Genomic DNA, 24,378 nt, shown 5'->3' with positions numbered 1-24,378 from the left:
CACCGCCAGCCGGCCGCGACCTGAGAGGGGAAGCGCGAGGCTGATGATCCTTCGGGGGACGGCGAACGGTGTCCGTATTTGCTCTCATTCTGATTGTTCTGGCGATTGGCCTTGTGGGCTTCGTGCTGGGACGCCGCAAAGGCGCGGCGCTGCCCGATGCGCCCGGCGCCAAAATCCATTCGCGCCCTGTCTATCACGGGTCCTACGTCTTCTCCTGGGCCGTGGTCCCGGCCTTTCTGCTGATGGCCGCCTGGCTCGCGATTTCGCCCATCGTCGTCTTCTCCACCGTCGAGCGCCGCATCGAAGCCGATACTCAGAGCGCCTCCGCCTCGCTCGGCCGCAGCCTCGTGCGCTCGCTGGGCCAAGGCATTCGCGCGCTTCCCGCCGATGAGCAGGTGGGCCTCGAGACAGCCGGCATCGCCCAGATCAAGCCCTTGTTCGAGCGTCGCGGCATTCCGCTTCCGGGCGGCGCGACGGACGCGATGGTTCCGATCGCCGTCGAAAAGAACCACATGGAGGACGTGAGCCGTCTGGCCATGACGGGCGCCGTTCTGGTGGTTGCGGTCGCCGGGCTCTTCCTGTCCCTGTCCCGCATCGCGGTTCGTCTGCGCGCGCGCAACAAGGTCGAGCGGATCGTCAAGGTCTTCCTGATCCTCTGCTCCTCGATCGCCATTCTGACCACGGTCGGCATCGTCTGCTCGATGCTGTTCGAGAGCATCGATTTCTTCAGCCGTATCTCGCCCTCGAGCTTCTTCTTCGGAACGGTGTGGGAGCCGCGCTTTGCCGCCGCCGGGTCGCAGGCGGCCGGGCAGTTCGGCATCATCCCGCTTCTGGCGGGCACGCTCTATATCGCCTTCGTCGCCATGCTCTTCGCCGTGCCGGTCGGCCTGTTCGCCGCCATCTACATGGCCGAATATGCGTCGAGCCGGGTGCGCTCCATCGTGAAACCGCTGCTGGAAGTGCTGGCCGGCATTCCGACCATCGTCTACGGCTTCTTCGCGCTGATCACGGTCGGCCCCTTCCTTCGCGACATTTCGGCCGACATCAACGGGCTGCTGACGGGCAATTTCACCGGCTTCATCCAGGCGCAGTCGATCCTGACCGCCGGTCTCGTGATGGGCATCATGCTGATCCCCTTCGTCTCGTCCCTCTCGGACGACATCATCACCGCCGTGCCGCGCTCGTTGCGTGACGGCTCGATGGGGCTGGGCGCCACGCCCTCCGAAACGGTGAAGAAGGTCGTGCTGCCGGCGGCGCTGCCCGGCATCGTCTCGGCGCTGCTGCTCACCGCCTCGCGCGCCATCGGCGAGACCATGATCGTGGTTCTGGCGGCCGGCATCGCGGCCAACATCACACTCAACCCGTTTGAGGCTATGACCACCGTGACGGTCAAGATCGTCTCGCAGCTCACGGGCGATCTCGACTTCACCTCGCCGCAGAGCCTCGTGGCCTTCGCGCTCGGCATCACGCTCTTCGTGATGACGCTGATCCTCAACATCATCGCCCTTGCCATCGTGCGCAAGTACCGGGAGCAGTACGACTGATGAGCGATACGACGATTTCCCGCTCGGACGCCGTTCCGACCTCCGCGCGCCCTGCGCGGCGCGACATCGGCCTGCGCCGTCGCTATGCCGCCGAACGACGCTTCCGCTTCTATGGTCAGGGTGCGATCGCCATCGGCATGATCTTCCTTGCCATCCTTCTCTGGACGGTGATCGGGCAGGGCTACACGGCCTTCTTCCAGACCCAGATCCGCCTGCCGATCACCTTCTCCAAGAGCATCATCGACCCGAACGACAAGGCCAAGGCCGATCCGACGATCCTGCGCACGGTGAATTACCCGCGCCTCGTGCAGGACGCGCTGGTGAAGGAACTCGGCATCGATCCGAACAACCGGGCCGCCGTCGCCTCGGCCATGCAGCTCGTGTCGCAGGGCGTGCGCGCCCAGCTCGCCAACATGGTACTGGACGATCTCTCCATCATCGGCACGACGCAGGATGTCTGGGTCTACGCCAACTCCACGGTCGACTCGGCCGTGAAGGGGCAGTTCGATCTGTCGATCCCGGAAGCGCGCCGTCCGATCAAGGACCAGCAGCTCGCCTGGATCCACGATCTCGAAGCCAAGGGCGCGATGGAGCAGCGCTTCAACACCGGGCTCTTCACCTTCGGCGCTTCCGCCCGCGCCGAGACGGCGGGCGTCGGCGTCGCCCTGATCGGCTCGCTCTACATGATGGGCATCGTTCTGGTGCTGGCTCTGCCGATCGGCGTCGCGGCGTCGATCTATCTGGAAGAGTTCGCGCCCAAGAACCGCTTCACCGACCTCATTGAGGTGAACATCAACAATCTCGCGGCTGTGCCTTCGATCGTCTACGGCCTCTTGGGTCTCGCCGTCTTCATCAACTGGATGGGCCTGCCGCGCTCGGCCTCGCTGGTCGGCGGCCTCGTCCTGACGCTGATGACGCTGCCCACGATCATCATCGCGACCCGCGCCGCGTTGAAGGCCGTGCCGCCCTCGATCCGCGCCGCCGCCCTGGGGCTCGGCGCGTCCAAGATGCAGACCGTGTTCCAGCATGTGCTGCCGCTGGCCATGCCCGGCATTCTGACGGGCACGATCATCGGTCTCGCCCATGCGCTGGGCGAAACCGCGCCGCTCCTCCTGATCGGCATGGTGGCCTTCGTCGCCAACTATCCCGCAACGCCCATGGACCCCGCGACCGCTCTTCCGGTGCAGATCTACATGTGGGCCAACGAGGCCGAGCGCGCCTTCGTGGAGCGCACCTCGGGCGCCATCATCGTGCTTCTTCTCTTCCTGGCGGTCATGAACGTCACCGCCATTCTGCTTCGTCGTCGCTTCGAGCGTCGCTGGTAGGAACGATCGGAATTTATATGATGGAAAATCTTCATTTGACCGCCGCCCCGAAGACCAGCACGCCCGCCTTCGCCAGCAAGATGAAGGGCGAGAGCGTCTCGGTCTTCTACGGCGCGAAACAGGCGCTGTTCGAGGTCAATCTCGACGTCTACGAACGGCAGGTGACGGCGCTGATCGGCCCTTCGGGCTGCGGCAAGTCCACCTTCCTGCGCTCGCTCAACCGCATGAACGACACGGTCGAGGGCGCCAAGGTCAAGGGCCTGATCACGCTGGACGGCGAGGACATCTACAACCCGCAGATCGACGTGGTGGAACTGCGCGCCCGCGTCGGCATGGTGTTCCAGAAGCCCAACCCGTTCCCGAAGTCGATCTTCGAGAATGTCGCCTATGGGCCGAAAATCCACGGGCTCGCCAAGTCGAAGACCGATCTGGAAGAGATCGTGGTCACCTCGCTGCGCAAGGCCGGCCTGTTTCAGGAGGTGAAGGACCGCCTTCATGACGCCGGCACGGGCCTGTCGGGCGGCCAGCAGCAGCGCCTGTGCATCGCGCGCGCCATCGCGGTGTCGCCCGAGGTGATCCTGATGGACGAGCCCTGCTCGGCGCTCGACCCGATCGCGACCGCCACGGTCGAGGAACTGATCGACGAGCTGAAGCAGAACTTCACGATCGTGATCGTGACGCACTCCATGCAGCAGGCCGCCCGCGTGTCGCAGCGCACGGCCATGTTCCATCTGGGCAAGATCGTCGAGGTCGGACCGACCGAGAAGATGTTCCAGAACCCGGACGACAAGCGCACGCAGGACTACATCACCGGCCGCTTCGGCTAACCTCGCGCCCGGCCGCGCCGCCGCGCGCGGCCGACCCCGCCAGAACAGGGAGTTCGCATCATGGAACACATCGTTTCCTCCTATGATGACGAGTTGAAATTCATTCTGCGCCGCATCTCCGAAATGGGCGGCCAGGCCGAGCGCATGGTGGAACAGGCCGTGTCGGCGCTGATCCGCTCGGACTGGGGCCTCGCGCAGTCCGTCGTCGCCGACGACATCCTTCTCGACACGCTCCAGCGCGAGGTGGACGAGCGCGCCGTGATGACGATCGGCAAGCGCCAGCCCATGGCGCAGGATCTGCGCGAGATCGTCGGCGCGATCCGAATCTCCAGCGATCTGGAGCGGATCGGCGATCTCGGCAAGAACATCGCCAAGCGCGTCATCGCGGTGAACGATCACAAGCAGCCGGTTCAGCTGGTGCGCGGCATCGAGCACATGTCGGAACTGGCGCTGGAGCAGCTGAAGAACGTTCTCGACGTCTACGCCACGCGCGACGCCGTGCGTGCGCTGGAAATCCGTGCCCACGACGCCGAGATCGACGCGCTCTACACCTCGCTGTTCCGCGAACTCCTGACCTATATGATGGAAGATCCGCGCAACATCACGGCCTGCACGCATCTTCTCTTCTCGGCCAAGAATATCGAGCGGATCGGCGACCACGCGACCAACATCGCCGAGACGGTCTACTACATCAAGACCGGCACGCAGATGGAGGCCGAGCGTCCCAAGAGCGACTCGACGCCCTCGATCGCCGCGCCCATGCCCGGCGCGAACGGGTAAGCGCCATGGGGCCGAGGATCACGGTCGTCGAGGACGAGGACGCTCTGGGCGTTCTTCTGCGCTACAATCTGGAGGCCGAGGGCTACGAGGTCGATGTGATCGCCCGCGGCGACGAGGCGGATCTGCGGCTCAAGGAAGCCGTGCCGGATCTGCTCCTGCTCGACTGGATGCTGCCGGGCCTGTCGGGCGTCGAGCTGTGCCGGCGTCTTCGCACGCGGCCGGAGACCGAGCGCCTGCCGATCATCATGCTGACGGCGCGCGGCGAGGAGTCGGAGCGGGTGCGCGGCCTGTCGGTCGGCGCGGACGATTACGTCGTGAAGCCCTTCTCGACGCCCGAGCTGATGGCCCGCGTGCGCGCCATGCTGCGGCGCGTGAAGCCGGAACGCATTTCCAGCCAGCTCGTCGCCGGGGATCTCGATCTCGACCGCGAAACGCACCGCGTTCGCCGGGCCGGGCGGGAGGTCAAGCTCGGACCCACCGAGTTCCGCCTCCTGGAATTCCTGATGCAGTCGCCCGGCCGCGTCTTCTCGCGCGAGCAATTGCTCGACGGCGTCTGGGGGCGGGACATCTATGTCGACGAGCGCACGGTGGATGTGCATGTCGGCCGTTTGCGCAAGGCGATCAATCGCGGGCGCCAGCGCGATCCGATCCGCACCGTCCGCGGCGCGGGCTATTCGTTGGACGAGAATTTCACCAGCCCGCGTCCGGCCTCGGCGCAGCGCGCGGAAGCCAGCTGACGGCTTTCCCGCAAGCGGGTTCGAAACGAAAACGGCGCGGCAAGCAGGGGCTTGTCGCGCCGTTGTTGTTTGAGGAGTGAGAAGCGCCCTCGGGCACCGATCCCGCCCGCTCGACCGCTTGGGCTCAGCCCTCGGCTGCGTCGTCCTTGATATAGGGCTCGACCGTGCCCTTCAGCTTCATCAGAAGCGGCTTGCCCTGGCGGTCCTTCGCCTTACCGGCGGCCACGCGCACCCAGCCTTCGCTGACGCAATATTCCTCGACATTGGTCTTTTCCGCGCCGTTGAAGCGGATGCCGATGCCGCGCGCCAGAAGCGCCTCGTCGTAATGCGGGCTGTCCGGATCGATCGCGAGGCGGTCGGGCAAGGTCGGTGTATCGGTCATGGCATGGCCTTCTGACGTAGGGACAAGGGATGCGAAACGGCTTTGGGCTGCACGCCTTCGCGCGCCGGGCCTTCGCCCTCCGATGTGCATCCGGTGCCCCTCCATAGAGCATGACGGCGCGCAGCGGGAGACGGTTTCTCGGTGGCGAGGAGATGGGCGCGGCGCTCGCGAGCGAGGAGCAAAAAGAAACCCGGCCGCTGGCGCTGCCGGGTCTCACATCAGGGTCTGAGAAAGCCCACCGTTGAGTTAGCGAACGCGGCGGCGCTCCGAGACGGGCTGGAAGGCGATGCGCGCGTGGTGCTTGCAGTAGGGCGAGGAGTCCTGCGAGTGGTTGCCGCAAAAGCGGAAATCCGGGCTCAGCGGATCACCGAGCGGCCATTTGCAGGTGCGCTCCGACAGCTGCACCAGCGTCAGATTGCGCGACATCGGCACCACTTCGCCGCCTTCGGAATGGCCGAAGATCTGCGCGTCCTCGAATGCGTCCGTCTCCGGAGACATCTTCAGCGCGGTCGCGCCGATGGAATGTACCATCGGCTGGCGCTGCGGCATGGGTGCGCGCAACGGCGGCGTCGAAGGCAAGGTCGGCGTCAGGATGCGCGGTGCGGCCGGGGCAGGCGCGGCCGCTGGCGCGATGGATGGGGCCGGCGTTGGCCTCGGCGGCACGGGGGCGGCCTCCGGCTCCGGGCGCGGCGCGGGGGCCTGCGCCACGACGACGACGGGCTCGGGCACCGGGGCCGGCGAGGGTGCGGCGACGGCCACCGGAATGGCGGCGGGGGTGATCTCGGCGACGCTCTCGTCCGATCCGCCCTTGGGGCGGTTGTCCAGCTTCAGCCGGTGAACCTTGCCGATGACGGCGTTGCGGGTGACGCCGCCCAGTTCCGCCGCGATCTGGCTGGCGCTGCGGCCTTCGCCCCAAAGACGCGTGAGCAGCTCGATGCGCTCCTCGGTCCAACTCATGAACAGACTCCTCGTACTCAAGTCGCTGCGGGCGGGCGGCGCGGTCGCCAACATCCAAGGCACCCATCGATCCCTTGCGGATCGGCGGGGCTTCCCACACGAAATCTGGTGTCCGAGACGTTTCTAGAACGCAAGCGCGAAGGGCGGCAAGAGACCTCGCCGTCGCCCGAATCATTTCATCCGCTTTTCAACAGCTTATGGCGGAAGAATGACGCGCGCGGAAGTCCTTGCTGGGCCCAAGTGCCGAAACTTCGGCTTTCGTTGACAATTCGCGTCGTCCCCATGGTATAGGCTGGCCCTTGCGAGGCACTTCGATTTCGCCCGCTCCGGCCGCCTGTCGGGCCGCCGTCATCGCCAATGTCCATGCCAACGAGAAGTATCGCCATGGCCGAGTTCCACGATAATCCGCTGTTTGCCACATTCGCGCGCGCGGACATTCGCGTGGAGCGAGGAGAAGGTGTCTGGCTGCACACGAGCGACGGGCGGACCTTCCTCGACTTCACCGGCGGCATCGCCGTGAACTCGCTCGGCCATGCCCATCCCCATCTCGTGGCGGCCCTCACCGAGCAGGCCGGCAAACTCTGGCACACGTCCAACCTGTTCCACGTGCCGGGGCAGGAGACGCTGGGTCAGCGACTGGTCGAGGCGTCCTTCGCCGATAAGGTGTTCTTCACCAATTCGGGTGCGGAAGCGCTGGAATGCGCCATCAAGACGGCGCGGCGCTATCAGTACGTATCGGGCCATCCCGAGCGGTTCCGTATCGTGACCTTCGAGGGCGCGTTCCACGGGCGCACGCTGGCGACCATCGCCGCCGGCGGTCAGGCCAAATATCTGGAAGGCTTCGGCCCGAAGGTCGAAGGTTTCGATCAGGTGCCCTTCGGTGACGAGGCGGCGCTGCGCGCGGCCATCGGCCCGGAGACGGCCGCGATCCTGATCGAGCCGATCCAGGGCGAGGGCGGTATTCGCACGGTCGAGACGGGCTTCCTGAAGCTCCTGCGCCAGCTCTGCGACGAGCATGGCCTGCTTCTCGTTTATGACGAGGTGCAGACCGGCGTTGGCCGCACCGGGCGTTTCTATGCCTATGAGAATTCCGGCGTCGCGCCCGACATCCTGGCCTCGGCCAAGGGCATTGGTGGCGGCTTCCCGCTCGGCGCGTGCCTTGCCACGGCCGAGGCCGCCAAGGGCATGACGCCGGGCACCCATGGTACGACCTTCGGCGGCAATCCGCTCGCCATGGCGGTCGGCAATGCCGTGCTCGACGTGGTTCTGGCCGATGGCTTCCTGGAAGACGTTCGCCGCAACGCGCTTCTCTTCAAGCAGAGCCTCGCCTCGCTGGCGGATCGCTATCCCGATGTCGTTGCCGAAGTGCGCGGCGAGGGGCTTCTGATCGGTCTCAAGATGGTGGTGCCGAACACGCAGCTGATCGAGGCGCTGCGCAGCCACGCCATGCTCGCTGCCCCGGCCGGCGACAATGTCGTGCGCTTCCTGCCGCCGCTCAATGTCAACGAAGCCGAAATCCGCGAGGCGATGGGCCGGCTGGAAGCCGCCGTCGCCGATCTGTCCCAGTCCCAGTCCGAAAGCAGCGCGGCATGAGTTCCCTTTCCGCGGCCATCGCATCGCCCGCCGACGCCTCGTCGGTGCGGCACTTCATCGACCTCTCCTGCACCACGCCGGGCGATCTGCGTGCCATCCTGAAGGATGCGCGCGAGCGCAAGGCGCAGGGCCGCAAGGGCGCGCGTCCGCTCGAAGGGCGCGTGCTCGCCATGATCTTCGAGAAGCCCTCGACGCGCACCCGCGTCTCCTTCGACGTCGCCATGCGCCAGCTCGGCGGCGAGACGCTGTTCCTGTCGGGTTCGGAAATGCAGCTCGGCCGCGCCGAGACGATCGCCGACACGGCGCGCGTCCTGTCGCGCTATGTCGACGCGATCATGATCCGCACGACCGAGCATTCGCGCCTTCTCGAAATGGCCGAGGCCGCGACCGTGCCTGTCATCAACGCGCTGACCGACGACACGCATCCCTGCCAGATCATGGCCGATCTCCTCACCTTCGAGGAGCATCGCGGGCCGGTGCAGGGCAAGACCTTCGCCTGGTCGGGCGACGGCAACAACGTCCTGAACTCGCTGATCGAGGCGGCCGGCCGCTTCGATTTCTCGCTTCGCATTGCCACGCCCGAAGGCTCCGAGCCCGATCCGCGCTATGTCGCGGCGGCGCGCGAGGCCGGCACCCGGCTGCATCTGACGCATGATCCGGTGGAGGCCGTGTCGGGCGCCGATTGCGTCGTCACCGACACCTGGGTGTCCATGGGCCGCGAGGATCAGGCGCGCGGGCACAATGTGTTCCTGCCCTATCAGGTGAACGAGCGGCTCATGTCGCACGCCAACCCGCAAGCGCTCTTCATGCATTGCCTCCCCGCCCATCGCGGCGAGGAGGTGACGGATGCGGTGATCGACGGGCCGCAATCGGTGGTCTTCGACGAGGCCGAGAACCGGCTTCATGCCCAGAAGTCGATCCTCGCCTGGGTCTTCGGGGATGTCGCATCGCATGGCTGATTCCTCGCTCGAGCTTGGCGACATCGGCTTTGCCGGCGACGACGCGGTGGTTCCCTTCGCGGTCGAGGCCCTGGACGCGCGCGGTCGCGCCGTCCAACTCGGCGCGATGGTGGATCAGATTCTGGCGCGGCACGACTATCCCGCGCCGGTCTCGCAGCTTCTGGCCGAGATGATCGTGCTCACCGTTCTGCTCGGTACCTCGCTGAAGTTCGACGGCAAGTTCATCGCGCAAACCCAGACCGATGGTCCGGTGGACCTTCTCGTCGTGGACTACAGCGCGCCTTCCAGCGTGCGCGCCTATGCCCGCTTCGATGCCGAGCGGCTGGCCGACGCCGTGGCCGAGCATCGCGCCGATCCGCCCTCGCTTCTGGGCGTCGGCATTCTGGCGCTGACGATCGACCAGGGCGCGCATACGCAGCGCTACCAAGGCATCGTGGAACTGAACGGCGTGTCGCTGGAAGCGGTGGCGGAAAACTACTTCCGCCAGTCCGAGCAAATCCCGACCACCGTGCGCCTGGCGGTTGCCAAGATCGCGCGGCGCGCCGAAACCGGCGGCTTCAAGGAAAGCTGGCGCGCGGGCGGGCTGATCGCCCAGTTCCTGCCGAACGCGCCCGAGCGGATGCGGATGCCCGATCTGCCGGGCGGCGACGCGCCGGAAGGCGCCGAAGAGCACGTGTTCGAGGAAGACGATGCCTGGACGGAAGTTCAGGCGCTGGTGGGCACAATCGAGGCCTCGGAACTGGCCGATCCGGAAGTCGGCGTGGAGCGGCTTCTGTTTCGCCTCTTCCACGAGCGGGGCGTGCGCGTCTTTCCGCCGACGCCAGTGCGAGACAATTGCTCCTGTACCCGCGAGAAGATCAAGGGCGTTCTCGAAAGCTTCTCGGAAGAGGACATTGCCGAGAGCGTCGAGGACGGCAAGATCAACGTGACCTGCGAGTTCTGCGGCGAAGCCTACAGCTTCTCGCCCGACGAATTCACGCATGATCACGCTGATACTCAGGACGAGACGCCGAAGAACTGACGAGGCCTCAGGAGCGGCGAGGGGCTTTCCCTTTCGCCGCTCCCTTTAGGTCCGCTTCAGTTCAGGACGCGAAGGGTCTCCGGCGCGTCGAGCGAGAAGGCCGGCACTTCGATATCGAATCCGCGTCCATCGGCGGTTTCCATGCGGAACGAGCCGCGCATGATGCCGGACGGCGTGCCGAGCGGGCAGCCGGACGTGTAGGTGAAACTATCGCCGGGCGAGAGGATCGGCTCCTCGCCGACGACGCCGGGGCCGCGCACTTCCTCGACCTGCCCCCTGCCATTGGTGATGTGCCAATAGCGCGAGCGCAGCTGAACCGTCTCGCGCGAGCCGTTCTCGATTTCGATGCGATAGGCGAAGACCCAGCGCCCTTCCGCCGGGTCGGATTGCTCGGGAAGGAAGCTCGGGCTTACCGAAACGGTGATATGCCGGGTCGTCGCCTTGTACATGACGGGTCGGGCCTGATGCAGGGTGGGCCACACGGGCGGCCCACCGTTGAAACTCATACCTTGTGTGCCCGCCGATGAGGGCGGGCGCAAGGCGGTAGCGCCTGAGGTCAAGCTGCGGCGAGCGCCCGCTCGACATCCTCCAACAGATCCTCGACATCCTCGATGCCGACCGACAGGCGCAGAAGGCCGGGGCCGATGCCGAGTTCGGCGCGGGCCTCGTCGGTCAGGCTCTTGTGCGTCGTCGTCGCCGGATGGGTGATGAGGCTCTTGGCGTCGCCGAGATTGTTCGAGATCTTGATGATCTGCAGTGCGTTGGAGAAGCGGAAGGCCGCCTCCTTGCCGCCCGCCAGATCGATCGCAAGAAGGGTCGAGCCGCCGCTCATCTGCCGCTTGACGAGTTCCGCCTGCGGATGGTCGGCCCGGCCGGGATAGATGACGCTGGCGACCTTGGGCGAGGCCGCGAACACGTCCGCCAGCCGTGCGGCGTTGGAGGTCTGCTGCGCCACGCGCAGCGGCAGGGTCTCTAAGCCCTTGAGCAACGTCCAGGCATTGAAGGGCGAGAGCGAGGGGCCGGTATGGCGGAAGAAGTCCTGAACGTTCTTCTCGATCCACTCCTTGGAGGAGAGGATGACGCCGCCGAGGCACCGGCCCTGGCCGTCGATATGCTTGGTGGCCGAATAGACGACGACGTCGGCACCGAGCTCCAGCGGCTTCTGCTGCAGGGGCGTGGCGAAGACATTGTCCACCACCAGCACCGCGCCCGCCGCATGGGCGATGTCCGCGACGGCGCGGATGTCCACCAGTTCCAGCGTCGGGTTGGTCGGGCTCTCCAGAAAGAAGAGTTTGGTTTCCGGGCGGACGGCGGCGCGCCACTGGTCGAGATCGCGCCCGTCCACCAGCGTACAGGCGACGCCCGCGCGGCCGAGCACGGTCTCGATGATGTAGCGGCACGAGCCGAACAGGGCGCGCGCGGCGACCACATGATCGCCCGCCTTCACGGCGCATTGCAGCGCGGTCGAGATCGCGGCCATGCCGGAGGCGGTGGCGCGCGCGTCCTCGGCGCCTTCCAGCGCCATCATCCGCTCTTCGAACATGCGCGTCGTCGGGTTGGCGTAGCGCGAATAGACATAGCCGGGCTCTTCGCCCTTGAAGCGCGCTTCGGCGGCCTCGGCCGTCGGGTAAACGAAGCCCTGCGTCAGAAAGAGCGCCTCGGATGTCTCGCCGAAGCCGGAGCGCATCGTGCCCCCGTGCACCATCTGCGTGGCGGGCCGAAGGCGCGAGGTCTCGTCAGGCTTGGACATGAGGATCACTCCGAGGGGCCGACTTGGAAGGGGATACGCCTTCGGGACCGCTCGGGAGAACTCGAGAAACGGCCCTTTAGCGAGTTGTTTAACGTGGCTGCAAGCCGGCCGGCAAAATCACCACAGCCTCACGCATAATCCGCCGCTTCCGACAAATCAATCGGGCGAGAGCGCCGATTTTTACGATGCTGAACGGTTGCTGGCGGCTGATCTCGCTTTTTGGCCCATATCGCTGTATGGCCCGCTCATGAGCGGCGGTATTCTTCCTGATCGAGACATTGCGGGGCTTTTCGAGGCGGGCGGCATTCGCGCCGAGCGCGCCTTCGATGCTGACCAGATCCAGCCGGCCAGCCTCGACCTCCGTCTGGGATCGCGGGCCTACCGGGTGCGCGCGAGCTTCCTGCCGGGGCGCGGCGTCAGCGTCGCCGACAAGCTCGCGCGGTTCTCGATGCACGAGATCGACCTGACGGGCGGGGCGGTTCTGGAAACGGGCTGCGTCTATGTCGTGCCGCTTCAGGAAGCGCTGGCCCTGCCGGCCGAGATCCGCGCCGCCGCCAATCCGAAATCCTCCACCGGCCGCCTCGATATCTTCACCCGCGTCCTCGTCGATGGTGCGCAGGAGTTCGATAAGGTGCCGGCCGGCTATCACGGCCCGCTCTTCATCGAGATCAGCCCGCGCACCTTCCCGATCGTGGTGCGCCCCGGCTCGCGCCTCAGCCAGATCCGCTTCCGCACCGGCGACGCGCAGCTCGGCGAAGCGGAGCTCGCCGCGCTTCACGCCGAAGCGCGCCTCACCAGCGCGCCGGATGCCAATATTTCGGGTGGCGGCATCGCACTGTCGATCGATCTCAAGGGCGATGCCGGCGGGCTCGTCGGCTATCGGGGCAAGCGCCACACGGGCGTCGTCGATGTCGACAAGCGCGCCGCGCAGCCGGTGCTCGACTTCTGGGAGCCGATCCACCGCTCGGGAACGGGCGAACTCGTGCTCGACCCCGACGAATTCTATATCCTCGTCTCCAAGGAAGCCGTGCATGTGCCCCCCGCCTATGCGGCGGAGATGACGCCCTTCGACCCGCTGGTCGGCGAGTTCCGGGTGCATTACGCCGGCTTCTTCGACCCCGGCTTCGGCCACAGCCCGGCGGGCGGCACCGGCAGCCGCGCGGTTCTGGAAGTGCGCAGCCATGACGTGCCCTTCATTCTGGAAGACGGGCAGATCGTCGGCCGCCTCGTCTACGAGCGCATGGCCTCGCTGCCGGACCGGCTCTACGGCCTCGATCTCAACTCCAATTATCAGGCGCAGGGGTTGAAGTTGTCGAAGCATTTCGTCTGAGCGGCATCTTCCTCTCCGGCGGGCTGCGGACGGACCTCGCCGTTGGCGCCATTGTTCTGGCGCTGGCGCTTTGGGCTGTCTGGCGCGGCCGGCGCGCAGCCTCTCTGGCGCGCGAGATCGAGGCCCTGCGGGCGGATGAAGCGCTCCGTCGCCAGTTCGCCGAAGAAAACGATCTCTCCGATACTGACAATCAGCTTCGCTTCATCGCGGCGGCAAACCTGCGCGCCGTGCGCCCGGTGAACAAGGAAGCCCAGCGCGTCCTCGACAGTCTGGATGCCTGGATCGGAGAGCATCGGCCAGATTGGCGCGTGTCCTTCGAGGTCGCGATGGGCGCTTTCGTGCGCACCGCCTATAACCCGAGAGACTGGCGGCAACGCGCCGCCTTCCGCTCCTACAACAGCAAGCGCGTGGATTTCCTCGTGGTGGACGGAGCAGGCGAGCCTCGGCTCGTCGTGGAATATCACGGCACGGGTCATGATCTTTCGGGCGACGCGGCAGAGCGTATGAGCGTCAAGCGTACCGTCTTGGAGCGCGTTGGTATCCCCTTGGCGGAAGTCCCGGCCAAGGCCGGGCGCGCTGCAACCTGGGCGCTGATCGACGCCGCGCTGAGTGACGTGGAGCCGGGCCGGGGCGCGCGTTCCGGGCATGCTAGTCGGATCTGAACCGCCCTCCTTTTTCCTCTGGTTCACCTCCGTTGATCCGCTTGCGTCGGCACGGTGCTTGCGCTACGACTTTGTCAGACGCGGGCGTAGTTCAGCGGTAGAACGCCAGCTTCCCAAGCTGGATGTCGTGGGTTCGATCCCCATCGCCCGCTCCAATCCTTCTCCAAAACGTCGGTTCTGTTTGGCCTCTAGGGAGGCCGTTTTGCGTTGCGCGATCGCTGTCGGGGGTGGTCTCGAAAGTTTCGTGTTTTCTTCACAAAGCCGCTTGCCAACGGCAACGGGATGGAGCATAAGCCGCTCATCAGCAGCGGCCCAGCGGGCAGCGGCGGAATGACAGAGCGGGCGGGCGTAGCTCAGGGGTAGAGCACAACCTTGCCAAGGTTGGGGTCGTGGGTTCGAATCCCATCGCCCGCTCCAGTCTCACCAGATATTATCTCACATGTTCAAGCTCGATGCGCATCGCATCGGGCTCCTTGCGTTTCAGCTTCCTTGCAAATCTGGCGAGCTGTGCTTGTCTCGGCTCTTGCGCTACGGGCCGGCTTCGATGGGCAGGCTCCTCAGAGCCCGCCCATCGCGATGGTCAGTAGCTGATTCCGCTCGCGACGCGCGGGCCGCCCACGAAGAGGTTCGAGCCCCAGGCACGGGCCGAGGCCATGGTGGGGAAGGGGGAGAGGGGCGGCGTGCCGGAGGGGCCGACGCCCAAAATCGGCATGACGCGCGCGATGATCTTGCCCGTCACCGGCACGGCGTTCCAGCCCGAGGTGCGGAAGCCATAGGTTTCCGGCAGGGGCTTGGGCTCGTCCAGCACCGTCATGAAGAGATAGCGCGGCGCATGGGCGGGCGCGATGCCCATGAAGGCGGTCAGCACCGTGCCGCTGTCATAACGCCCGTTCACCACCTTCTCCGAGGTTCCCGTTTTGCCGCCAATGAAATAGCCGTCCACATCCGCCTTGCCGGCCGAGCCGACGCGCGCGTTGAGGCGCATTAGGAAGCGTAGCGCCTCGCTGGTGCGCTCGGACACGACGCCCTCTGCCACCACGCGCTCCTCCACCGGCGCGCCCTTCACGAAGGTCGGGCGCAGGAGGCGGCCATTGTTGACGACGGCCGCAATGCCCATGCTCGCTTGAAGCGGCGTCACGGCGATGCCGTGGCCGAAGGAAATGGTGGCCGTGTTCAACTCGCCCCATTTGGCGGGGAAGAGCGGGCTGGCGCTTTCGGGAAGCTCCGTCGTCAGCCGATCGAGCTGGCCGAGTCGCTTCAGGAAGGTGCGGTGATGCTCCGGCCCGACCGCCATGGCCATCTTGCCCATGACGATGTTGGAGGAATGGATGAAGGATTCGGGAATGTTGAGCGGCCGGTTCTGGCCGCGATAGTCGCGGATCGAAAAGCGCCCGAAGCGCAGCGGCGCGCTGGCATCCACGACCGAGCGCATGTCGAACAAGCCGGAATCCAGCGCCATGGCCGTGGTCATGGCCTTGAAGGTCGAGCCCATCTCATAGGTACCGACGGCGACGCGGTTGATCCGGTCGGGCTTCAGCGCGTCGGTCGGCACGTTGGGGTCGAAATCGGGCAGCGAGGCCAGCGCGATGATCTCGCCATTGGTGATGTCCATGACGAGCCCCGCGCCAGCGATGGCCTGGAACTTCGTCACGGCCTCCGAGAGTTCGGAGGTCAGCGCGTGCTGGGCGCGCAGATCGAGGCTGAGCTGGATGGGCTCCAGATTGCCGCCGAGATTGAGGCCCACGCCGCGCAGCGCCTGAAGCCCCTGCCGGTCCACCCAGCTTTCGATCCCCGCAATGCCAATATTGTCGACATTCACCGCGCCGATCACATGGGCGGCCGCGCGCCCGTTCGGGTAGAGCCGGCGCAGCTCGTCGCGGAAGCCGACACCGGGAATGCCGAGCGCCCAAAGCTGGTCGCGCTCGGCCTTGCTCGTGGTGCGCTTGATCCAGGTGAAGGCCGAGCGGCTCGACAGGCGGCGGCGCAGATCGCTGGCGTCGAGATCGGGGAAGACGCGCAGGAGGCCTTCCACAGCCTCGTCCACATCCACCATCTTGCGCGGCTCGGCATAGACCGAGGCGCTGGGGACATCCATGGCGAGCACATGGCCGTTGCGGTCGAGAAGGTTGGGCCGCGCCTTGGAGGGGGGCGAGGGCCAGGCGACGGGCACTGCTTCCTCCACCGCGCCCAGCATCACGAGCCGGCCGCCGATGGTGAGGTAGCAGGCCGCGAAGATCGCGAGCATCAAGCCGGTGCGGATGCGCACATAGGGCGGTCGCCGAGAGCCGAACTCGGGTGCGGCTTTCACGGACAGGCGTCGAAGGAAGGGGAGGGGCATGGGTCTGGGGCATCCGCAGCGGCATCGGGCCGATCGAAGCCGATCGGCGGCACTGGCGGAGGGAAGTCTGCGAAAACGCTCGTTTGCCGCATCCGATCCGAGCCGTGGATGGGCGCGGGCGAGCCTGTCAGGAGGAGGGGCGGCTATCGCCTGTCCCGGCGCGACCCACCTGTTTCTGCAAACAAGGCAGCCGGCCTATCATGATCATGGCGCGGGTTGTCAGACGATTTCGCTGGCTTCGCTCCGAAACGCTGGATGTGCGCGCGGAGGCGGGCGGTCGGGACCGCCCAGAACGGGCGTCAGCCTGGGCGATGTGCGAGCCTGGCGGAATGAGGTGCCGGGCCGGGTGGCAGGGCGCCAGGGATGAACGGCGAGAGCATCCAGCGAATGCGGCTCGTCTGCGGGGGTGCTGCCGGGTTCGCTGGAATGGGCGTTGGCCGGCGAGGCGGCATGGTCATCCACAGGCGTTTCGCCGACTTCGAAGGCCAACGTGAGGGAGGCGCTCGCTTGGGCGAAGCTCGCCGGCGATGTGACGAAGCCGATCGCCACCAGCGCCATCAAGGCGAAGAGCGTGCTGGCGATCCGGTATGGGGGCCGAGCGAGACGAAGCCACATGGCACCAATCTCGCGCAGTCTTGGTTAAGGCGAGGTAAAGAGCGGGGGCTTTGCGTTCCCCTCTGGCGTTACGGATTGCCGCTGGGATTGGTCGGGGTGCTGCTTTGCTGCGACATGGACATTTCCGCGACGCTGGGGCTGGCGGTCGGTGCGCCCAGAATCAGCGTGCTCAGCATCGCACCAAAAAGCACGACCAGAAACGCCGCAATAGCGAAGCGCAGCTTTGGACCCATGGGCTTGCCATGGGTGATCGGCCGTCCGTCTTCCAGTCTTTCGATGGTCATAGCGACACTCCTCGCAATATCTGGAGGAGAAACGGGCAAGGTCACCAGCCCGTTCCATCGGAGCGCGAACGCATGACTTCGACGTCGGTGCGGTGTCCTGCAGTTCGACGATGGTGATGTTTGGAGGGTGGCTCCCCGGGCCGGATTCGAACCAGCGACCGATCGATTAACAGTCGATTGCTCTACCACTGAGCTACCGGGGAATGACGCGCTCGTACCAAGAAACCGGCAGGAGAGCAATCGCAAAATGACATTTTCATGCCAGCGCGATGAAGAAACATGGGCGGCCACGAGACCCTGACAGAGCAGTCGGGAAACGCGACCAAGGCCGATCCGTGGGAGGACTTAGCACGTGCAACATGCTCCCCCGACCGTGTGATGTCCAGCGCGCGTCTGTCGGGACGTTCCCGACGGCATGGGTTCGGGGCGTCGGCGGAACCCAAAAGACGCGCCGGCCTTTCCCTGAAAACTGAGGAAGGATTTGGGCATGAACGACAACAGGAAGCGTGTCGGGCCGGAAGACGAGTCGCGCGAGGCACAGATGGACGATGCCTCGCCTTCGAAGACGCCCGGCGATCTGGAGCCCAGCGACCAGCGCGGGCGCGATGAACCGAAAAGCGACGGCAACCCGTTCGTGACCGGAGACGTTCGCTCCAGCTGAACAGGGAAACGGCCGCTGCGAAGGCGGCCGTTTTTGGGAAAGTCTGTCAGGCGCTCAGGCGCTCGAAACCCGGTTCGTGCTCTTCGGCGTCGAGATCCAGCATGGCCGGGCCGGCGGCGCGACGAAGGGTGGACGGCTTGCGGGACGGTGCGGCGGAGGCGCTTCGCTGCGCCGCCTTCAACTTATTCTGTTCGATCTGGCGATTGGTGGCGGCGATTTCCTGTGCCTCCACTTCGCGCAGCCGCTCGCGCTCTTCCTCCGACAGTCGGAAGAAACCGGCGCGCTCTTCGAGGCGGCCCGCTTCGGAGGCGAGATGGTCGGCCGTGGCCGTCATGTCGCTTGCCGCGCCGGCATTGGCCTGCGTCACCTGATCCAGCTGGCTGATCGCCTGGTTGATCTGCTCGATGCCGATGGACTGCTCGCGGCAGGCAGCGGAGATTTCCGAGACCAGTTCCGCGGTGCGCCGGATATCCGGCACCAGCCGCTCCAGACGCAGGCCCGCATCTTCGGCGACCACCAGCGTGCGGGTGGAGAGCGCGCCGATCTCCGTCGCGGTGGCCTGGCTGCGCTCGGCGAGCTTGCGCACTTCCGAGGCGACGACCGCAAAGCCCTTGCCGTGCTGCCCGGCGCGGGCCGCTTCGATGGCCGCATTCAGTGCGAGCAGGTCGGTCTGACGCGCGATCTCCTGCACCACGGCGATCTTCTCGGCGATCTCACGCATGGCCTTCGTCGATTGCGCCACCGCTTCGCCCGTCGTGCCGGCATGTTCGGCAGCTTGGGCCGCGATCTTCTCGGTGGTGGAGGCGTTATCGGCGTTCTGGCGGACATTGGCCGTCATTTCTTCGATCGCGGCGGATGCCTGTTCGGAGGCGGCGGCCTGCTCGGTCGAACCGGACGAGAGTTTCTCGGCGGTTTCGGCCGAACGGGCCGAGCCGGCGGCCACCAGCGAGGACGAGGCGCGTACACCCGAGACGGTTTCGGAGAGTTTCGCCGTCATGTCGCTCATGGCGCGCTGCAGATCCGCGATCTCGTCGCGGCCCTTGGACAGACGCACGCCCCGCGCCAGATCGCCCGCCGCCATGTGGAGCACATCCTCGCGCAGAAGGCGCAAGGGGCGCAGCATCGGGCCGATGGCGAAATAGGCGAGAACTCCGACACCCACGAGAATTGCGGCGTTGGTTCCGGCCAGCGTGACCAGAAGTCCGTTCAAACCCGCGAGGAAATGGTCCTGCGCGACGCCGACGAACAGGACGCCGATCGTCTGGCCCGAGCCATCCTTGATCGGATCATAGGCCGTATAGAACGGCTGCCCGAGAATATCGGCCTTGCCCCGATACGGCTGGCCGTTTTTCAGAACGGCCTCGATGACGGGGGCGGCGGTCAACTTGGTGCCGACTGCACGCGTTCCGTCCGCCTTCACGACGTTGGTGGAAACCCGCGTATCGCCGGAGAACACCGTGGCGACGCCGCCGACCAGCGCCTTGATCTGATCCACCGGCTCGAAAAAACCATCGAGCTTCTGCTGGCTGACGAAGAGTTGCCCGTCCACCATGCGGAAGTCCTGCCCATAGTGGTGCAACACATCCCATGCGATATTCATATTGGTCGTCTGCTGCGCGCCAGCTTTCTCTTCGGCGTCCTTCATCATCCTGTCGCGGACCTGCCAGAAATTGGCAAACGATAAGATGAGAAGACCGCCCAGGAGCAGCATCGTCATTTTCAGGCGAACCGTCAGTCGCGGAAGGTGGGCCATGTAGAGCCTTCGTATCGAGAATGCGCACCCGGCGGATCGGTGCGGTCCAGTTCCTCGATAAAACAGGCGCTAGGGTTTCATCGGTATGAAGGGCAGGGTTGTGTGGTTCAAAAATGATACCTAAGACGCATTCATCGTTACCCAAACATTCGCGCGCTCATTCGTCTCCCGCTTCAGCCAGGGGCTGCCGAGTGAAGCCGGCGAGATCGCCGCTCTGCTTCAGGTCGCGCTCGATCTCCAAGGCTGAGACCGCATAGGCGGTGAGAAGCTCGGCCAGCGAGCGCAGGGCATGCATGTGGATACGCTCCCAGCCATGCGAGGCATCGACGCCGAAGGTGACGAGGGCCGTGCGCACATCATGCCCGGCCTCGACGGCAGAGGCGGAGTCCGAGCGATAATAGCGGAAGACGTCCTTCTGGAAGCGGATGTCCTCGTCACGGCAGAGGCGCACGAGCTTGCGCGTCAGATGATAGTCGAAGGGGCCGGTCTGGTCGGCCATGGCGACCGTCACGCCGAATTCGGAGGAGTTCTGCCCCGGCGCGCTGGTGCCATTGTCCACCGCCACCATGGAGGCGACCTCGGGCTTCAGGATCGAGGCCGCGCCGACGCCGACCTCCTCCGCAATGGTGAACAGCCAGTGGATATCCACCGGCGTCTTGGAGCCCGCGCGCTCCATTGCCTCCAACGCGGCCAGCATCACCGCGACGCCGGCCTTGTTGTCGAGATGGCGCGAGACGATGAAGCCATTGTCGAGAAATTCGGGCTGCGGGTCGATGGCGACCGTATCGCCCACATCGATGCCGAGCTTCACGACATCGGCCGGCGTGCGCACGATCTCGTCGATGCGCAGTTCCACATGCGCCCAGCCGATGGGCGCTGTGTCCACCTCCTCGTTGAACGTGTGGCCGGAGGCTTTCAGCGGGAGGATCGTGCCGCGATAGGCGGCGTCCTCGGCGAAGATCGTCGCCCGCGCGCCTTCCGCAAAGCGCGCCGACCATGTGCCGATCGGCACGAGTTCGAGCCGCCCGTTGGATTTCAGACCCTTGACCTGCGCGCCCAGCGTGTCGAGATGGCTGACGATGGCGCGGGCCGCCGCGCGGCGCGAGCCCTGCCTGATAGCCCGGATTGCCCCGCGCCGTGTCAGTTCCACCTCGAGGCCGAAGCGCTGCAATTCCTCGCTGACATAGCGCACCACCGTGTCCGTGTAGCCGGTGGGGCTCGGGATCGCGAGAAGGGCGCGCAGCTGCGCGGCGAGATAGTCGGTATCGATCGAATGGCGAGCCATGGTCGGGCGTTCAGTCCAGGCGGCGCTTCAGGCGCGCGGTGCGGGCGGAGGAGGGGATGGAGAGCGGAAACAGGAGGTCGATGAAGCGCTCGGCGGTCGGCTGCGGCTCGTGATTGGCCAGCCCCGGCCGCTCGTTCGCCTCGATGAAGACATAGGGCTCGCGCGAAGGGTCCTCGACCATGAAGTCGATGCCGCAGACGGGAATGTCGATGGCGCGCGCGGCCGCAATGGCGGCCTCCACGAGGCGCGGATGCACGATGTCGGTCACGTCGTGGATCGTCCCGCCCGTATGGAGATTGGCGGTGCGGCGAACGGTGATGCGCTTGCCCTCCGCTGGCACGTCCTCCATCGCGTAGCCGGCGGCCTTCACGGTGCGCTCGGTCTCGGCGTCGAGCGGCACGCGGCTTTCGCCTGAGGTCGCGCTCTGACGGCGGCGGGACAATTGCTCGATGAGTTCGCGCACACTGTCCGCGCCATTGCCCGTGATGGCCGGCGGCTCGCGGATCGCGGCGGCGACGAGCCGGAAGTCGATGACGACGAGCCGGAGATCGCGCCCCTGAAAGCAGCTTTCGATCAGAACCCGATCGCATTCGCGCCGGGCCGCTTCGATCGCGGCCTTCGCTTCCTCCAGCGTTTCGACGCCGACGGAGATGCCGCGCCCCTGTTCGCCGCGCGCGGGCTTCACCACGATCTGCCCATGGCTCTGGAGGAAGGCGGACAGCTCCTCGTCGTCCCCGGCCGTGATCTGCTCAGGCACCACGACGCCGGCATCGGCCACAAGGCGGCGCGTCACGCTCTTGTCGTCGCAGATGGAGAGCGCGACGGCGGAGGTGAGGTCCGACAGGCTTTCGCGGCAGCGCAGGCTGCGCCCGCCATAGGTCAGGCGGAAGAAGCCGCCGTCCGCGTCGAGGATTTCGGCGTGGATGCCGCGCCGTCGCGCCTCGTCCACGATGATGCGCGCATAAGGATTCAGCGCCTCGTCGGCGGCGGCTGCGCCGGTGAAGAGCCGCTCGTTGATCGGATTGCGCCGCTTGACCGCGAACACGGGCAGCCGGCGGAAGCCCAGCCGCTCGTAGAGCGCGATGGCGGCGGCGTTGTCATGCATGACGGACAGGTCGAGCGAGCGCCGCCCGTCCGAGCGCAGGCGTCCGGCCAGCGCGCGCACCAGCGCTTCGCCGAGGCCGGGATAAACCGCCTGCGCGTCAATCGCGAGGCACCAGAGCGAGGCGCCGTTCTCCGTGTCGCCGAAGGCCGCGACATGATCGAGCCCCGTGACGGTGCCGATCACCGCGCCGGTGCGCTCGTCCTCGGCCACGAGATAGCGCAGCGCCGAGCCCTCGCGCTGCGACCAGAGAAAGCTCGGCTCGACCTCCACCATATGACGCACCCGGTAGATGCGGTTGATGGCGGCCGTGTCGCTTTCGCGCTCCAGCGGCCGAATGCGAAAGCCGCTGGGCGCTCGCGAGGCCGGCTTCATCGCGGCGAGATCGAGCCGGTAGGTGTGGGACGGGTCGAGGAAGAGGTCGATCGGCGCCTGCGCCAGAAGCACGTGCGGCTCCGAGACATAGAAGGCGATGTCGCGCCGGGCGGGGCCTTCCTCCTCCAGCGAGCGGGCGAGATGGGCGGGGTCTTCGAAGGTCTGCGCGAAGCAGAGCCGGCCCCAGCCGCAATCGAAGGACACGTCGCGCGCCTGCGCGCTGTCGGTTTTCAGCGCCGCCATCGTCACAGCCCCTGTTCCTGGAGCCAGAGTTCGAGCAGCGCCACCTGCCACAGCTCCGAGCCCTGAAGCGGGGTGATATGGCTCGCCGGGTCCGCAAAGAGCGTGTCGAGATAGGCGGGGTCGAACAGGCCGCGCTCGCGCGCCCTCGCCGAGCCCATCGTGTCGCGCACCATGTCGAGCGTCGGGCCGGCGAGATATTTCAGCTGCGGGACCGGGAAATAACCCTTCTTGCGGTCGATCACCTCGGAGGGGATGATGCGCCGCGCGACGTCCTTCAGAATGCCCTTGCCGCCGCCCTTCAGCTTCTCAGAGGAGGGAATGCGGGCGGCCAGTTCCGCCAGTTCATGGTCGAGGAAGGGCACGCGCGCTTCCAGGCCCCAGGCCATGGTCATGTTGTCGACGCGCTTCACGGGGTCGTCCACCAGCATGATCTGGCTGTCGATCCGCAGCGCCTTGGCGACGGGATCGTCCGCGCCGGGCAAGGCGAAGTGATCGCGCACGAACTCGAAGCTGGCATCGCGCCCGCCGCGCCAGCGGGCACCGAGCTGGCTTTGCAGCACATCGTGCGAGCGGTCGAAGAAGGCCCCGGAATAAGCGGCCAGCGGATCGGCCGCGCCCTGCATCGGCGGATACCAGTGATAGCCGGCGAAGATCTCGTCCGCGCCCTGGCCGGACTGAACGACCTTGATATGCTTGGAGACCTCCCGCGACAGGAGGAAGAAGCCGATATTGTCGTAGGAGACCATGGGCTCCGACATGGCGCGGATCGCCGCCGGCAGGTTCTCCAGCAGCTCCGCGCCGGGCACGAAGATGCGGTGATGCTTGGTTCCGTAATGGCGCGCGATCAGATCGGAATATTCGAACTCGTTGCCGATCTCGCCATTGGCGTCCTCGAAGCCGATCGAGAAGGTGGACAGGCCCGTCTGCCCGGCTTCGGCCAGAAGCCCGACGATCACGGAGGAATCGACGCCGCCCGACAGGAGCACGCCGACCGGCACGTCAGCCACCATGCGCCGCTCCACGGCGCGGCGCAGATGCTCCAGAACCTCGTCTTCCCAGTCCTTCGTGGTCTTGCCCGCATCCTCGGGGCGGGGCGCGAAGGCGGGCGCCCAATAGGTCTCGTCGGCAAAGCGCCCGTCCGGCTCCACCATGCGCACCGTCGCCGGCGGCAGCTTGCGCACGCCCTTGAGGATGGTCAGCGGCGCGGGCACCACGGCGTGGAAGCTCATGTAATGGTGCAGCGCGTCCGGGTCGATCGAGGTGTCGATACCGCCGGCGGCCACGATCGAGGGCAGGGACGAGGCGAACAGCAGCCGGTCCTTGTCCTGAGCGAGATACAGCGGCTTGATGCCGAACCGATCCCGCGCGAGGCAGACGCGGCCCGTTTCGCGCTCATGGATGGCAAACGCGAACATGCCGTGGAAACGCTTCACGCAATCCCGACCCCAGGCATGGTAGCTTTTCAGGATCACTTCCGTGTCGCCATGCGAGAAGAAGCGATAGCCCATTCCCTCCAGCTCGCGCCGAAGCTCGGGATAATTGTAGATGCAGCCGTTGAAGGCGATGGTGAGCCCGAGTTCGGAATCCTCCATCGGCTGGGCGGATTGTTCGGTGAGGTCGATGATCTTCAGCCGGCGATGGCCGAGGCCCACGCGGCCGTGCAGGACCATGCCCGATCCGTCCGGCCCGCGCGGGGCGAGGCAGGTGGCCATGGCGCTGAGCGTCTCGGGGGAGGCGAAATGGCCGTCGAAGCGGATCTCACCGCAGAGTCCACACATGAGGTTTTCTTTCCGTGGGATGTCTTCGGGCTGGTCGGTCGGGCCGGTAGCTAGGGCGGCTTTTGCCGCAACCCAGC

Annotated in this window: 23 protein-coding genes, 3 tRNA genes and 1 riboswitch; of the genes, 13 read left to right on the top strand and 13 right to left on the bottom strand. The window is 66.2% G+C overall.

Annotation, left to right across the window (positions count from 1 at the left end; all coding sequences use genetic code 11):
* The first annotated feature begins 68 nt into the window (after positions 1 to 68).
* The 5 genes from pstC to phoB are packed head-to-tail and all read left to right on the top strand — an operon-like array spanning position 69 to position 5,213.
* On the top strand, positions 69 to 1,544 hold the full coding sequence (gene pstC, locus AUL28_RS05575) for a phosphate ABC transporter permease subunit PstC (protein WP_062230947.1): 1,476 nt from the start codon (positions 69 to 71) through the stop codon (positions 1,542 to 1,544).
* The gene (gene pstA, locus AUL28_RS05570) at positions 1,544 to 2,869 is read left to right on the top strand and encodes a phosphate ABC transporter permease PstA (protein WP_062230946.1); all 1,326 of its coding nucleotides are present in this window, start codon (positions 1,544 to 1,546) and stop codon (positions 2,867 to 2,869) included. Before pstC ends, pstA begins: the two co-directional genes overlap by 1 nt.
* Before the next feature lie 17 nt (positions 2,870 to 2,886).
* Positions 2,887 to 3,696, top strand: a complete 810-nt coding sequence (pstB, locus tag AUL28_RS05565; protein ID WP_058635088.1) for a phosphate ABC transporter ATP-binding protein PstB — start codon at positions 2,887 to 2,889, stop codon at positions 3,694 to 3,696.
* Between the two features lie 60 nt (positions 3,697 to 3,756).
* The gene (phoU, locus tag AUL28_RS05560) at positions 3,757 to 4,476 is read left to right on the top strand and encodes a phosphate signaling complex protein PhoU (RefSeq protein ID WP_058601882.1); all 720 of its coding nucleotides are present in this window, start codon (positions 3,757 to 3,759) and stop codon (positions 4,474 to 4,476) included.
* 5 nt (positions 4,477 to 4,481) lie between these two features.
* A complete protein-coding gene (gene phoB / locus AUL28_RS05555) occupies positions 4,482 to 5,213 on the top strand; it encodes a phosphate regulon transcriptional regulator PhoB (RefSeq protein ID WP_058601883.1) in 732 nt (243 codons plus the stop codon).
* A gap of 124 nt (positions 5,214 to 5,337) precedes the next feature.
* On the opposite strand, the gene AUL28_RS05550 is transcribed toward phoB, so the two are convergent.
* Together AUL28_RS05550 and AUL28_RS05545 are read right to left on the bottom strand one after the other, a co-directional pair.
* On the bottom strand, positions 5,338 to 5,595 hold the full coding sequence (locus tag AUL28_RS05550; protein ID WP_062217548.1) for a DUF3297 family protein: 258 nt from the start codon (positions 5,593 to 5,595) through the stop codon (positions 5,338 to 5,340).
* Between the two features lie 246 nt (positions 5,596 to 5,841).
* Positions 5,842 to 6,552: a GcrA family cell cycle regulator gene (locus AUL28_RS05545; protein WP_062230945.1), complete on the bottom strand. Its 711-nt coding sequence runs from the start codon at positions 6,550 to 6,552 to the stop codon at positions 5,842 to 5,844.
* Between the two features lie 384 nt (positions 6,553 to 6,936).
* On the opposite strand from AUL28_RS05545, the gene AUL28_RS05540 reads away from it, so the two are divergent.
* The 3 genes from AUL28_RS05540 to AUL28_RS05530 are packed head-to-tail and all read left to right on the top strand — an operon-like array spanning position 6,937 to position 10,125.
* Entirely contained in the window at positions 6,937 to 8,145 is a 1,209-nt protein-coding gene (locus AUL28_RS05540; RefSeq protein WP_062230944.1) for an aspartate aminotransferase family protein, read from the top strand.
* The gene (argF, locus tag AUL28_RS05535; RefSeq protein WP_062230943.1) at positions 8,142 to 9,104 is read left to right on the top strand and encodes an ornithine carbamoyltransferase; all 963 of its coding nucleotides are present in this window, start codon (positions 8,142 to 8,144) and stop codon (positions 9,102 to 9,104) included. Before AUL28_RS05540 ends, argF begins: the two co-directional genes overlap by 4 nt.
* The gene (locus tag AUL28_RS05530; protein WP_062230942.1) at positions 9,097 to 10,125 is read left to right on the top strand and encodes an Hsp33 family molecular chaperone; all 1,029 of its coding nucleotides are present in this window, start codon (positions 9,097 to 9,099) and stop codon (positions 10,123 to 10,125) included. Before argF ends, AUL28_RS05530 begins: the two co-directional genes overlap by 8 nt.
* Before the next feature lie 56 nt (positions 10,126 to 10,181).
* On the opposite strand, the gene apaG is transcribed toward AUL28_RS05530, so the two are convergent.
* Entirely contained in the window at positions 10,182 to 10,574 is a 393-nt protein-coding gene (gene apaG / locus AUL28_RS05525) for a Co2+/Mg2+ efflux protein ApaG (protein WP_058601889.1), read from the bottom strand.
* Positions 10,575 to 10,681: 107 nt separating this feature from the next.
* The gene (locus tag AUL28_RS05520) at positions 10,682 to 11,875 is read right to left on the bottom strand and encodes an O-succinylhomoserine sulfhydrylase (RefSeq protein WP_062230986.1); all 1,194 of its coding nucleotides are present in this window, start codon (positions 11,873 to 11,875) and stop codon (positions 10,682 to 10,684) included.
* 56 nt (positions 11,876 to 11,931) lie between these two features.
* Positions 11,932 to 12,009, bottom strand: a riboswitch (SAM riboswitch).
* Between the two features lie 113 nt (positions 12,010 to 12,122).
* Between AUL28_RS05520 and AUL28_RS05515 the strand changes: the two genes are divergently transcribed.
* Positions 12,123 to 13,205 carry a 2'-deoxycytidine 5'-triphosphate deaminase gene (locus AUL28_RS05515; RefSeq protein WP_062230985.1) on the top strand — a complete coding sequence of 361 codons (1,083 nt, stop codon included), beginning with the start codon at positions 12,123 to 12,125 and terminating at the stop codon, positions 13,203 to 13,205.
* Here the strand turns inward: AUL28_RS05515 and AUL28_RS23150 are convergent.
* A complete protein-coding gene (locus AUL28_RS23150; RefSeq protein ID WP_062230941.1) occupies positions 13,166 to 13,498 on the bottom strand; it encodes a hypothetical protein in 333 nt (110 codons plus the stop codon). The two genes, AUL28_RS05515 and AUL28_RS23150, sit on opposite strands and share 40 nt — an antisense overlap.
* On the opposite strand from AUL28_RS23150, the gene AUL28_RS23145 reads away from it, so the two are divergent.
* From AUL28_RS23145 to AUL28_RS05495, 3 genes are all read left to right on the top strand, one after another.
* The gene (locus tag AUL28_RS23145; RefSeq protein ID WP_306302751.1) at positions 13,433 to 13,867 is read left to right on the top strand and encodes a DUF2726 domain-containing protein; all 435 of its coding nucleotides are present in this window, start codon (positions 13,433 to 13,435) and stop codon (positions 13,865 to 13,867) included. The genes AUL28_RS23150 and AUL28_RS23145 overlap by 66 nt on opposite strands.
* Positions 13,868 to 13,947: 80 nt before the next feature.
* A tRNA-Gly gene (locus AUL28_RS05500) sits at positions 13,948 to 14,022 on the top strand.
* A gap of 187 nt (positions 14,023 to 14,209) precedes the next feature.
* Positions 14,210 to 14,284, top strand: a tRNA-Gly gene (locus AUL28_RS05495).
* 163 nt (positions 14,285 to 14,447) lie between these two features.
* Here AUL28_RS05495 and AUL28_RS05490 read toward each other — a convergent pair.
* The 4 genes from AUL28_RS05490 to AUL28_RS05475 form a co-directional block, all read right to left on the bottom strand.
* Positions 14,448 to 16,112, bottom strand: a complete 1,665-nt coding sequence (locus AUL28_RS05490) for a peptidoglycan D,D-transpeptidase FtsI family protein (protein WP_156419901.1) — start codon at positions 16,110 to 16,112, stop codon at positions 14,448 to 14,450.
* A gap of 312 nt (positions 16,113 to 16,424) precedes the next feature.
* Positions 16,425 to 16,820 carry a hypothetical protein gene (locus AUL28_RS05485; protein ID WP_062230939.1) on the bottom strand — a complete coding sequence of 132 codons (396 nt, stop codon included), beginning with the start codon at positions 16,818 to 16,820 and terminating at the stop codon, positions 16,425 to 16,427.
* Between the two features lie 68 nt (positions 16,821 to 16,888).
* Entirely contained in the window at positions 16,889 to 17,104 is a 216-nt protein-coding gene (locus tag AUL28_RS05480) for a hypothetical protein (protein ID WP_058635098.1), read from the bottom strand.
* Positions 17,105 to 17,232: 128 nt separating this feature from the next.
* Positions 17,233 to 17,307, bottom strand: a tRNA-Asn gene (locus AUL28_RS05475).
* A gap of 284 nt (positions 17,308 to 17,591) precedes the next feature.
* Between AUL28_RS05475 and AUL28_RS22535 the strand changes: the two genes are divergently transcribed.
* A complete protein-coding gene (locus tag AUL28_RS22535; protein ID WP_156418235.1) occupies positions 17,592 to 17,765 on the top strand; it encodes a hypothetical protein in 174 nt (57 codons plus the stop codon).
* 46 nt (positions 17,766 to 17,811) lie between these two features.
* Here the strand turns inward: AUL28_RS22535 and AUL28_RS05470 are convergent, their stop codons facing one another.
* The 4 genes from AUL28_RS05470 to AUL28_RS05455 form a co-directional block, all read right to left on the bottom strand.
* Complete coding sequence (locus AUL28_RS05470) at positions 17,812 to 19,518, bottom strand: methyl-accepting chemotaxis protein (RefSeq protein ID WP_062230938.1); 1,707 nt, start codon at positions 19,516 to 19,518, stop codon at positions 17,812 to 17,814.
* 157 nt (positions 19,519 to 19,675) lie between these two features.
* Entirely contained in the window at positions 19,676 to 20,803 is a 1,128-nt protein-coding gene (locus AUL28_RS05465; protein ID WP_062230937.1) for an osmoprotectant NAGGN system M42 family peptidase, read from the bottom strand.
* Between the two features lie 10 nt (positions 20,804 to 20,813).
* Positions 20,814 to 22,523, bottom strand: coding sequence for an N-acetylglutaminylglutamine synthetase (ngg, locus tag AUL28_RS05460; protein WP_062230936.1), 1,710 nt, complete (start codon positions 22,521 to 22,523; stop codon positions 20,814 to 20,816).
* A 2-nt stretch (positions 22,524 to 22,525) separates the two neighbouring features.
* The gene (locus AUL28_RS05455; RefSeq protein ID WP_062230935.1) at positions 22,526 to 24,301 is read right to left on the bottom strand and encodes an N-acetylglutaminylglutamine amidotransferase; all 1,776 of its coding nucleotides are present in this window, start codon (positions 24,299 to 24,301) and stop codon (positions 22,526 to 22,528) included.
* Between the last annotated feature and the right edge of the window lie 77 nt (positions 24,302 to 24,378).

This window comes from Aureimonas sp. N4 (genome assembly GCF_001463925.1).
In the GTDB taxonomy this organism is placed as follows: domain Bacteria; phylum Pseudomonadota; class Alphaproteobacteria; order Rhizobiales; family Rhizobiaceae; genus Aureimonas; species Aureimonas ureilytica_A.
Note: the sequence above shows the minus strand (reverse complement) of the source record. Positions and strands in the feature narration are given on the sequence as shown.